Origin of the sequence: Sesame phyllody phytoplasma (genome assembly GCF_018390775.2) — a bacterium.
GTDB lineage: Bacteria > Bacillota_I > Bacilli_A > Acholeplasmatales > Acholeplasmataceae > Phytoplasma > Phytoplasma australasiaticum.
In genome coordinates this window covers 1-12,338 of the sequence record NZ_JAHBAJ020000010.1, presented here as the reverse complement: position 1 = coordinate 12,338, position 12,338 = coordinate 1, and the positions used below count along the sequence as shown (strand labels likewise).

At 24.8% G+C, this 12,338-nt stretch carries 7 protein-coding genes; 1 reads left to right on the top strand and 6 read right to left on the bottom strand.

Annotated features, from left to right (window positions below; genetic code table 11):
- Window positions 1–964: 964 nt before the first annotated feature.
- Entirely contained in the window at window positions 965–1,177 is a 213-nt protein-coding gene (locus KHD59_RS01455) for a hypothetical protein (protein WP_213680477.1), read from the top strand.
- A gap of 309 nt (window positions 1,178–1,486) precedes the next feature.
- Here KHD59_RS01455 and KHD59_RS01450 read toward each other — a convergent pair whose 3' ends face one another.
- The 6 genes from KHD59_RS01450 to KHD59_RS01425 form a co-directional block, all read right to left on the bottom strand.
- A complete protein-coding gene (locus KHD59_RS01450) occupies window positions 1,487–3,328 on the bottom strand; it encodes an ABC transporter ATP-binding protein (RefSeq protein ID WP_213680476.1) in 1,842 nt (613 codons plus the stop codon).
- Entirely contained in the window at window positions 3,325–5,058 is a 1,734-nt protein-coding gene (locus KHD59_RS01445; RefSeq protein WP_213680475.1) for an ABC transporter ATP-binding protein, read from the bottom strand. Before KHD59_RS01445 ends, KHD59_RS01450 begins: the two co-directional genes overlap by 4 nt.
- Window positions 5,059–5,272: 214 nt before the next feature.
- Window positions 5,273–6,910 carry a chaperonin GroEL gene (gene groL / locus KHD59_RS01440; RefSeq protein WP_213680480.1) on the bottom strand — a complete coding sequence of 546 codons (1,638 nt, stop codon included), beginning with the start codon at window positions 6,908–6,910 and terminating at the stop codon, window positions 5,273–5,275.
- Between the two features lie 551 nt (window positions 6,911–7,461).
- Window positions 7,462–7,746: a GroES family chaperonin gene (locus tag KHD59_RS01435; protein ID WP_213680474.1), complete on the bottom strand. Its 285-nt coding sequence runs from the start codon at window positions 7,744–7,746 to the stop codon at window positions 7,462–7,464.
- A gap of 805 nt (window positions 7,747–8,551) precedes the next feature.
- A complete protein-coding gene (gene thrS, locus KHD59_RS01430; protein ID WP_213680473.1) occupies window positions 8,552–10,498 on the bottom strand; it encodes a threonine--tRNA ligase in 1,947 nt (648 codons plus the stop codon).
- A 145-nt stretch (window positions 10,499–10,643) separates the two neighbouring features.
- Window positions 10,644–11,408 (bottom strand): GTP-binding protein, encoded by a 765-nt coding sequence (locus KHD59_RS01425; protein ID WP_238120289.1) that lies wholly within the window; start codon window positions 11,406–11,408, stop codon window positions 10,644–10,646.
- Window positions 11,409–12,338: the final 930 nt, after the last annotated feature.

The window sequence follows — 12,338 nt, the reverse complement described above, 5'->3', positions numbered from 1 at the left end:
GAAATTAGTGTAGGAAGTAGGTAAAAAATAACCTTATTATTTAATAATTTACACAATATGTTTTTATTTATTATGTATACTCCCTAATCCTGGTATCAATATCTTACCAGAATGTTTACAGATTACCACGCTACTTAACCGCTTAGGGATTTTCACCTTCTCCTTAACTTCTGGTCTGGCACTGACTTATTGACTAGATATTTCGTCTCATCGCGCTTGCGTGCTTTTGCTGTTATTAATTACTCTTTCGAGACAATTAATCAAGCCCACCTTACAGTGTTTACGTGACCTCTGGAGATTATCACTCCAGGCTATGCGTTAAATAGCGGAATTATGCGCATCTTTTGCGCCCAAAAACTCTGTAAGCATTTATAAAATATCTAAGATGAATAAAAATGATTGGGCATAAATGCTCAAATCTAAATTAATAAATACCTTATTAAAAAAAGATATTTGTAAAAAAATCTTAATTACATTTTTATAAGAAACTTATCCAAGGTAGCTATTTAATTATTGGTAAGTGTTAAAGATCGCATGGCTTTAAATAAATCATCTCATTATATTTTTATATTTGTAAAAATATACGAAAAACGTTAAAAAAATACGTTTTAAAAATAAATCATATTTTTTCACGGATAGAACTTAATTGTAAGATAAAGATAATACAATTAACGCGCTAAATATGTCATTAACAAAAAATAATTAATTCAAAATATTTTTTTAAGAATAAACATATTTTGCTGATTTATTTAATTTGTAGCTTTAATTCAAGAAAAACTTCATGCTTATTTTAACTTCGCCTTGCATATAATTTTAATAAATGTTTACATTATATTAAAAATAATCATGCTTCTTGAATATGCTATTTTCCCTTAATGAATTTTCATTCTCAGGTAAATTCAACGGCTTAGCATGCTATCCCTATGCTAGGAGGACCATAATCTCCTAAATTAAACGCCCGAACTTGCGCACCTTATCCTGTGATTGTGTTAATTCTGGAGAATCCAAAATAGATTCGCCTTCTAAGTTTATATCTTCTGATGAACCAACTTCATATGAATTTTCAAAAACACCGGAACAAAACATGATCAAAGGGACTATTAAAACAGAAAATATCAAAAGAGACAAACCTATAAATTTTTTATTAAAATTTAATGGTTTTTTCAAATATAGTTAACCCCTTATTCATTAATTTAATTTTTTTACAACATTTACTGCATTCAAATAAAATAATTACAATAAATTAAATTTTTATATTATTTAAAATTTTATTTCGTAAATTTTCAAGTTTTTTAAATTTTCATTTTTTCAAATTCTTAATTTTGATAAAGTATATTTTTTTAATTTAAATTTTGGGTCTTCTATCTTTCATTATCAAAAAAACAAATTACCCACTAATATTATAACTCAAATAATCTTAAAAATAAACTTGAAAAAAATAAGATCTTAGAATTTGATATATCTATATATTAAATAAAATTAATTTTTATTTAAATTGACTATTATATAAATTATAATAAAAACCTTGTTTAGCAAGTAATTCTTGATGACTACCTTTCTCAACTAACAAACCATTTTGCAAAACTAAAATAACATCTGCATTTATAATAGTAGATAAACGATGAGCAATCACAAAAGAAGTTTTATTTTTCAATAATTTTTGCATAGATTGTTGAAAAAGAATTTCTATTTGAGTATCAACAGAAGCAGTAGCTTCATCTAAAATAACTATAGAAGGATTATTTAAAAAAGTTCTAGCGATAGTAATTAATTGTTTTTCTCCTTGGGAAATATTATCTAATTCTTCGTTAATCATAGTATAATAACCATCTGGTTTAGTCATGATAAAATCATGAACATTAACTTGTTTAGCGGCTTGCACTACCTGTTCTTCTGTAGCATTAAAATTACCATAACGAATATTATCCATAATAGTACCACGAAACAACCATGAATCTTGAACAACTATACCAATAATTTTACGTAAATCACTTTTTTTAATAGTAGAAATATCTATTCCATCAATTGTAATCTTTCCAGAAGTTAAATCATAAAAACGAACCAATAAATTAACTAAACTAGTTTTTCCAGACCCTGTAGGGCCAACAATAGCGACCATTTGATCTTTTTTAATCTCAAAACTAACATCCTTAAGAATAGGTTGATCAATATGATATTGAAAATTAACATGCGAAAACTTAACAAAACCCTCTACATAAGGAAGAGTTAAATCGTTTTTTACATCTAATTCTTCACTTTCGGATAAAAAAGTAAAAACACGATTAGCAGCAGAAGAAGTAGATTGTAAAATGACAAACATCTGACTTAAATCTCTTAATGGATTCCCTAAACGCCAAATATATTTCATAAATGATTGAAACATTCCTAATTGAATAGTGCCAAATCCCAATTTAAATAATAAATATGGTATTTCCGTATCTTGATAATTTAACAAAAAATAACCTAATATAACAATAAAAGTCATCACAATATAAGTAAAACTATTAATAATAGGCATAACTAATCCAGAAATCCAATTAGATTTAAAAATAGTAGAAGATAATTGTTTGTTTAAATTTTGAAAATCATTAATATTATTTGCTTGTTGATTATATAAAATAATCTCTTTATGTCCGGTATATTTTTCTTGTAAAAAACCAAAATATTCTCCTGTTTTTTCAAATCTTTGAATAAAAACTGAACGAGCTTTTTTATTAATTAACCAAATCACAAATAAAGAACTCGGTATCATTAAACAAATTAATAAAGCGAATCTTACATTTGCCCAAAACATAATAAAAATAATCATCAAAATACTAAAACAAGAAAGAACAAAAGCTACACAAGATTGTTGTAAACCATTAGAAACTGTTTCCAAATCATTAATAGCAATACTCATAATATTACCTATAGTGTTATTTTCAAAATATGATATAGGTAATCTTAACATCTTTTGATAAACACGTTGTCTAATATTTTTAACAGATTTATGAATAATTACAATAATTAATTTATTATAAATAAATCTAGCTATGATACACAAAATATATAATAACAAATTAATAGATAATAAAAGAAAGATATAACCCATATATTCCGATATATTTTTAAAATAACTTAGAAAATATTTACGAAGAAAATCAAGAATAATATTATCTTTGTAGATAATTTTCGAATTATTCTTAAAATTATTTTGAATAAAATTAATAATAACATTACCTTCAAAAATCACAATAAAAGCATCTATAGCAGCCACTAAAAAAATCAAAAAAATGCTAATAAAAATTTCTTTACGAAAAGGTTTTAAAAAATAAAATATTTTTTTCAATTTAGAACCTCTTTTATTTTTTGCGAAAATGCAATATTTTTATAAATTTGACACCTATGCATTAACTCCTCATGCTTACCGATATCAATAATTCTACCATCATCTAAAACAATAATCTTATCAGCATTCAAAATAGAACTCAATCTCTGAGCTACTATAATAATAATAGAATCTTTTCTTAAATAACTTAAATTTTGACGAATAGTTAAATCAGTTTGATAATCTAAAGCAGAAAAAGAGTCATCAAAAATATAAATATCGGGTTTTTTTAATAAAACTTTAGTAATAGCTAATCTTTGTTTTTGTCCTCCAGAAAAATTAGAACCTAATTCGCTAACTGGTTCTTGTAATTTTCCTTTAGTTTTATTAATGAAATCATAAGATTGAGCTATTTTAGCAAATTCCAAAATTTCTTCAGAATCTGCATTCGATTTTCCAAAAGCTAAATTACTTAAAATAGTACCTTTAAATAAAATATTTTTTTGAGAAACTACACCAATCTTATCCCTTAAAGAGGTCAAATTATATAATTTAATATCTACTCCATTAATTAACAAACAACCTTTAGTAGGATCTATCAACCTAGGAATCAAATTAATTAAAGTACTTTTTCCAGAACCCGTAGAACCAACCAAAGCAATTAATTCTGAAGAATGAACTTTAAAATTAATATCTGATAAAATCAATTTATCATTTTGATCATATCTAAAATCAACATTTTTAAACTCCAAACTTACAATAGGCTTAGGTAAATCAAAATTATATTGTAAATTATTTTTAATTTCAGATTTAGTATTTAATAAATGTTCTATTTTTCTTAATGATACTAAAGCTTTAGGAAACATAGTAAATAATAATAAAAAATTTAAAATCGAATAAAGTATATGATATTGCAAATTAATACAATTATAGAGACCACCTAAATGAAAATCAGTTGGCATACCTAATTTTAAAATGTAAGCACCAAATCCAGTAGTAAAAATAATAGAAATATTTAATAATAAATAAAATAAAGGTTCCATTGAAAAAATTGAATTAAATAAATTAATATTTAAAAAAGCATATTGAGAATTTATAGCATTAAATTTAGAACATTCATAATTTTCTGTATTTAAAGTTTTAATAACTTTAATACCAGTTAAATTTTCACGTAATTTTGAATTTATTTGTTCTAAAACTTTTTGTTTTTGGGTAGATAAAAAATAATTTTTAAAAATAATACAAACAAAAATAATAACTAAAAACGGTATAATAGCTAAAACAATATAGGAAAACACCATATAAATACGATTGATCAAAATCAAACTAATAATTAACATAATAGGAGCTACAATTAAAGCTCTATAAAGGCTAGCCATAAAATTAACAATTTGGCCGACACAAGTAATACTACAATTCATTAACAAAGGTACACCGAGTTTTTTCATTTCTATAATTGAAAATGTTTGAATTTTTTCAAAAATATCTGTATTCAAATCTTTAAAAACTAAAGATGCTGTTTTCGCAGAACAAAAATTAATAATTAAATTACCAATAATAGCGCATAAAACCAATAATAATAAAGCACAAGTAATAAATAAAAAATTTTGCGAAGAAACAGGATTATCAATGACATAACGACCTATAATCAAAGGAATTCCAATTTCACCACTCGCTATAAACAAAACTGCCACAACATTTAAAAAAAGTATCATTTTATAACGCATAATATACTTAAAAATTAATTTCATAAAACTGATTTTATACCTTCTTAATTGAATAAAAATCAAAAAATTTTAAATTTTTAATAATCTTTATTCATTTGTTTGAATATCAATAAAAATTCTAACATTTTTTTGATATTTTTATATAAAAAAAAATTAATTCATATTACAAAAAAACAAATAAGTTTTTTTGATGTAATGAATTAATTTTTAAAGAAATATAAATTAATTTATTTAAATATTAAAGTAAATCATTATTCATACTATCGATATTTTGATAATTTTTTTCTAATACTTCTTCAACTACAGCGGCTCCAGTAGTTACCATTACAGATGCAATAGAAGCAGCATTTAAAACAGCTTGTCTAGTAACTGCCGTAGGATCCATAATACCATCTTTTACTAAATCTACAAATTGACCCGTTTCAGCATTAAAACCGAAATTTTCTTTTTGTTCTAATTGTTTTTGAATAATCATAGAAGCATCAAATCCTGCATTAGTAGCAATTTGTTTAGTAGGTTCTAACAAACTTTCTAAAACAATACTATAACCCTTACGAACACTTTCATTGGTAGAATTTAACTGACTTAAAGCAGTTTTATAAATTTCTACTAATGCTTTTCCTCCTCCAGGAACAATACCTTGTTCAATAGCGGCTTTAGTTGCATTTAAAGCGTCTTCGATACGCAACTTTTTTTCTTTTAATTCTGTTTCAGTAGTCGCTCCTACATGAATAATTCCGATACCACCAGTTAATTTAGCTAATCTATTAGTCAAATTATTTAAATCATGTTGATTAAAATCCTTCATAGATTTAATATTCGTAATTTGAGACTTAATCTCTTGAATACGTGATTCTAAAGCAGAAGTTTTATTATCAACTACCAAAGTAGTACTACCTTTTTTAATAATAACTTTATTAACTTTACCTAAAAATTTTTCATCTACATCTTTTAATTTCATATTTAAATCTTTAGAAATAAAAGTAGCCTGAGTTAAAATAGCCATATCTTGTAATAAATCTTTTTGATGATCACCAAAACTTGGAGCTTCCACTGCAACTGCATTTAAATAATTACCTTTTTTATTAGCAACTAAAATACTTACCATTTCATTATCAAAAGATTCTGCAATAATCAACAAAGGAACTCTATTACTTAATGAATATTCTAAAATACGATTAATTTCAAATATACTATTAATCTTATGATCGGTAATCAAAATTGCAGCCTGTTCTAATTCTATTAAAGAATCTTTTTTATTCACAACGAAATAAGGTGAAACGTAACCTTTATCAAATTGCATACCTTCAACAACATCCAATACAGTTTCAAAACTCTTAGATTCATCTACATTAACAACTCCTGTTTTGCCTACTTTTTCAATAGCAGCAGCTACAATTTTTCCTGTTTCCGCACTACCAGATGAAATAGTAGCCACATTTTCAATCTCTTCTTGGGTATTAACAGAACGAGATTTAGCTAAAAGTTGCTGAGCTACCACACGAGAAGCTTCTAAAATTCCTTGTTTCAAAAGAACACCTTTAAAACCGCCTGTGTCAAGAGCTTCAAAACCTTTACGAATCATACTCTGACCTAATAAAACAGCTGTAGTTGTGCCATCTCCAGAAGCATCATTAGTTCGAGTAGCTATCTCGCATATAGCTTTAGCGCCAGCATTATGATAAGCATCTTTAAAACTAATTTCCTTTGTAATAGTAACGCCATCATTAATAATTAACGGACTACCATATTTTTGCTCTAATAAAACATTTTGACCTTTCGGTCCTAAAGTTATTTTAACTGTATTAGCTAATAAATCTATCCCTTTTAAAATTTTTTTTCTTGCTATTTCGCCATAAATAATTTGTTTTGCCATAGTCATTTAATACTCCTTTTTTTCTATACAAATTAAATCGTTCCATTTTTTAAATATAATTCAAAAATTAAATAAAAGTTTATCAATAATGAATATTATATATAGATAGATTATTTGTGTTTCAACATTAGGATGGGGTTTTTTATGATATCTATTACAAATAGCCCCCATCTAAACCGGATAAGAAAGTTTCCTAGTATCCGTTTTGCCATAATTTATCCTCTTTACAGGACTCACTGGGTATTACCACTAGTTAATTGTTTATTCTTATCGTTATTAATTTTTTAAATTGGGTAATGTCGTAAACTGATTGATTCGTCTCATTTACTAATGACAATTCCTCTATATAATACCAAAATTTGTTTATCTTTACCTTTAAATAGGTTATCGATCATTAGTTTTTGCTACTTAAAGTTCTATTAATAAGATTTACTTTAACAATATAAAATAAAAACTTTTTTCTCCGCAGAAAGGAATAATTTTAGATTTGTCTTTGTTGATTAATCACAACGCTGGTTATTGGTTTTTATTTATTAGATAATACAAAATATTTAAACTTCTTTTGATGTACTCATTTTGGCAATAATATTTTCTGATTTAACAATTAAATATTCTTCTTCTTGTAATTGTAATTTTTCTCCAGAATAATTTTTATAAACCACTACGTCATTAACCTTTAAATTAGTTACCTGTGGGCCATAACTAATTACAATACCTAAAGAATCTTCTTTACGAGGGTTAGTGCTAATAATAAGTCCAGAAGAAGTACGTTCATCTTGAAATTTTGGCTTCAAAACAACATAATCATTTAAGGGTTGAATTAAAAAATTTGTCATAAATTTCTCCTTTTATTCTTAAGCAATCAAATTTAAATTTTTTTACATATAATTAGGATAAATTAACAAGTTTTAACGATAATATTTATAATTCATGCTTTATTATAGTTTTAATAACTTACACTCAAAAATAATCTAAATAACAATTTCCATACATTGATTTATTAATAAAATCTTTAAAAAGGATTAACATTTTTAATTTTTAAAAAATAATTCACTTTTAAATATGCATAAGTTTAGTTATTTCAAAAAAGTAAGTTAAAAATTATAAATATTATAAATATAACTATTTTAATAATGTAGTTAATTTAATGTCTTAAAATTTCTACCTTTCAAAAGGCAAGTGCACCTATAATTATTCATTAATTATTAAATTAATTATAAACTACTAAAAATTCTAAGATATAAAATTTCATTAAATACAAAAAAATAGCTAAAATTAAAATTTTTAAATTATTAAAATTTTAATTATTTTCATCAACTTATTAATTTCGCAAATAACTTCTTGCTAAGTTTTCACATTATTTAATTTAATCGATCTTACTATTTAATCTTACACTTTCACAAAAATAAATAAAATCACTTTATTGATATCTACATAAATTTCTTTTAATAATTATTCATTCAAAGACATTTATAAAATAACAAAATGATATGTATTTTTGTATGCAATAACTTAACATAATCATTATAATAAATTTTTAAATAAATTAAAGCATTAATAATAAATAAACACATAAAGTACGAATTCATTATAATGCAATTTATAATATTTTTTCAATATAACTTGTACAAAAAAATAAAATTAACTTTTATTTTTAATCAAATCTGTCAACATTTTAACAAAATCTATCATAGACATATTACGTTTTTCTGGATTATTATATTGGCGAACATGTAAATTATTATTTTGTATTTCGCGTTCACCAATAATAACTTGAAAAGGAATTTTTGCTAAATAAGCAGCACGAATTTTATAATTAAAAGTATATTCTTTATCATTAATCTCAACTCTTAAATTATGTTGTATCATTTCTTTTTGAATTTTTTTAACATAATCGATATGCAACATATTATTAATAGGAATAATGATAACTTGTACAGGTGCAATCCATAAAGGAAAAACACCTTTATTTTGTTCTATCAAATAAGCAGTAAATCTTTCTATAGTAGATGTAATAGCCCTATGAATCACTACAGGTGTTTTATTTTGATTATTATGATCTATATAAGATAAATTAAATCTTTTAGGCAATAAAAAATCTAATTGAATAGTTGATAAAGTTACTTCATGATTTAAAGCCGTGAATACTTGCACATCCAATTTAGGACCATAAAAAGCAGCATCACCAATTTTTTCTTTATAATTCAATTTTAATTCATTTAAAATATCTTTTAAAATTTTTTCAGAATTTAACCACATATTTGGATCATCAAAATATTTATCTTTTTTAGAAGGATCATGGGTACTCAAATTAAAATAATAATCTTTAATTCCAAAATCTTTATAAACTTCTTCGATTAAATTAATGATTTCAACAAATTCTTGTTTAATTTGTTCTGGCGTAATAAAAATATGAGCATCATTTAACGACATAGCTCGAACCCTTTCTAAACCTGAAACAGCTCCAGAAGGTTCGTAACGATGTAAAAGGCCTAATTCAGCTATTTTTAGAGGTAAATCTTTATAACTATGAATTTTTTGACGAAAAATTTCCATATGATGAGGGCAATTCATAGGTCGTAAAATTAATTGTTCACCATCTTGCAATTGCATAATCGGAAACATATCTTCCTTATATAATTCTAAATGACCAGATGTTTTATATAAAGAAACATTAGCAACAACTGGAGTATAAACATGTTGATAGCCATATAATATTTCTTTATCGACAATGTATCTTTCGATAATACGCCTAATAGTTGCTCCTTTTGATAACCAAAAAGGCAAACCAGCTCCCACAGATGAAGAAAACATAAAAAAATTTTGTTCTTTATTTATAAATTTATGATCTCTTTTTTTTCTTTCTTCCAAAGTTTTTAAGTAATTAGCTAAATCGCGTTGTCTAAAAAAAGCAACTCCATAAATACGAGTCAAAACTTTATTTTTAGAATTTCCTTGCCAATAAACACCAGATGTTTTTAAAATTTTAAAATAACGATTAATATTAATATTAGGAAAATATTCACTTTCTTTACAAAAATCTAAAAAATTACCTCGTTGATATAAAAATAACTTTTGCGAAGGTTGAATAGATTGCAATGCATGCAATTTATAATGATTAAATTTAAATAGATCTTTAATCTCTGAAATAGATAGTTCTTTTTCAGAAATAGGTAAATTTTCTCGAATAATATTAATCATAGTTTTTTCGATAATTTCAAAATCTCGTTCCGAAATTATATTATTAACTAGATCAATGTCACAATAAAATCCTTCTTGATTTATAGACTTATTAACTAATAATGAATTAGGATAAATACGAAAAATAGCATTAGCCATAATTAAAGCGCTGTTATTATTTAAAATAGACCAAGAGATACTATCGGATATGGTAATAATATTTAACAAACCATCTTCAGTTAAAGGCTTATCTAAAGTAATTAACTTATTATTAAAATAAGCTGCTATCGGTAAATTTTCAAAATTATTTAAAAATTCCAAATTATTAGAAGTGATAATCTTATTAACAGTAATATTATTAGGAAATAATTGTTTTTGATGATTTTGTTGATATTCAATTTCAATCATATCATATATCCAATCCTTTAAAAAATGTAATTATATTTTGATAAAAATATTCCAAAAAATTAATGTTAAATCAAATAATAAAAGAAAAAATATTTTTTTATCTTAAAAAAATTTTTAAAAAAATAAAATATATAAATAATAAAAATTATTTACCCAAACAAAATTTAGAAAATAATTCATTAATTAAATCATCTTGTAAATTACTACCTAAGATACTTTCCAAAGATTGATAAGCTTCTTTTAAATGAATCACATGTATATCTATAGGCATATTCCTTTTTACATCGGATAAAATATTTTCCAAAGCTAAAACCGCTTGCTTAAGTTGATTAACTTGTCGAAGATTAAACAAATAATCAAAATTTTGTTCTTGAATATTTTGCAAATTAAATTTTGTTACAATTTGTTTTTTTAAATTTTCAATCCCTTCTTGTGTATGATTAGAAACAAAAACAATTTGTGATTTAAATTCAGATGATAATTTCATCTTAATTGGCAAATCTGATTTACTTCCTACAATAATTCTATTTTTATTTTTAGTCATATTTAATAGAATTATATCTTCAGGTTCCAAAATATTATTAACATCTAACAATAATAAAATTAATTCAGATTCATTAATAAATTTTTTAGCAATATTAACTCCTAAATTTTCTAAATAATCTTCAGTATGATGAATGCCAGCTGTATCAATTAAACGCAAATTAACACCATTAACATTCACATAAACATCCAAAAAATCTCTTGTAGTTCCTGGAATATCAGAAACAATCGCTCTTTCTTCTCCTAAAAAACTATTTAAAAGACTAGATTTTCCTACATTAGGTTTACCTAAAATTAAAGTTTTAATACCTTCTTTAAGAAAACGAGTTTTACTAGAATTATCCAAAATTTTTGTTAATTTATTAATTAAAAATTCAGTTTGAGGTAAAATAACATTATTAGTAACAGTCGGTATATCATCATATATGGATAGAATATTTGCGTTTTAATATCAAAATTGGTATTTTTGATATCTATTACAAACAGCCCCCATCTAAACCGGACAAGCAAGTTTCCAAGCATCCGGCTTGCCATAATTTATCCTCTTTTTAGCACTAATTTGGTGTCCATCACTTTATTAGTTGCATTCATTAGTTGCAATAAATTACTGACTTCTTTCGCCCTATGAAGGTAATTAACCTTCGTCCTGGAAGGGCGATTTTCTTTATCTTTTCCAGATAAAGTTTTGCTCCTTCGACTACTAAAAAGTCGCTTTATCCTTGGGCCTAATAATTTTTATCTCATTATATCGGTTAATTTAATAACTTTGCCTTTAGGATTCTCCCAGTTACTCTAAATATCAACCTTGATTCCTTAGGTGAAATGACCATTTTTCAATGGTGAGATTCCAGGTTTTTTTCGTTGATAAACTATCCAATACCAGAATATAATATTGATAGGCTCTGGACTGCTCGGTTTCAGTAGTTTGCGAGACAGGTTAGCTTATTTACATCTTCTTTTTTTTCTTAGGCCTTTTCAAGCTTATCCTTAGAATCATTTGGTGGCGGAGTCTTCTTGACTAACTACTTCATCGCACCCCCGCTTTTAATAACTGCTGTAATTACTTATTCTTTCGTTTAAGAACCGTTTTTAACCTTTCAGTGTTATCGCCACTGGTGATTGGTTAAATCACTCGATATTTAGGCCTCTTGGGCGCCCATTCTGGATAATCTATATTTACTTCTATACTCACTATTAAATCTAAAATCTGTTTATTTAAACTTTGGATAGTTTTAGATATTTTTTTTTGTAAACCTGCATGAGCCAATTTAATGAATTGAACATTTTGAGCATGAAT

Coding starts and splice junctions, on each gene's coding strand:
- KHD59_RS01435 (WP_213680474.1), bottom strand. CDS start 7,746: ATGACAAATTTTTTAATTCAACCCTTAAATGATTATGTTGTTTTGAAG.
- thrS (WP_213680473.1), bottom strand. CDS start 10,498: ATGATTGAAATTGAATATCAACAAAATCATCAAAAACAATTATTTCCT.
- groL (WP_213680480.1), bottom strand. CDS start 6,910: ATGGCAAAACAAATTATTTATGGCGAAATAGCAAGAAAAAAAATTTTA.
- KHD59_RS01445 (WP_213680475.1), bottom strand. CDS start 5,058: ATGAAATTAATTTTTAAGTATATTATGCGTTATAAAATGATACTTTTT.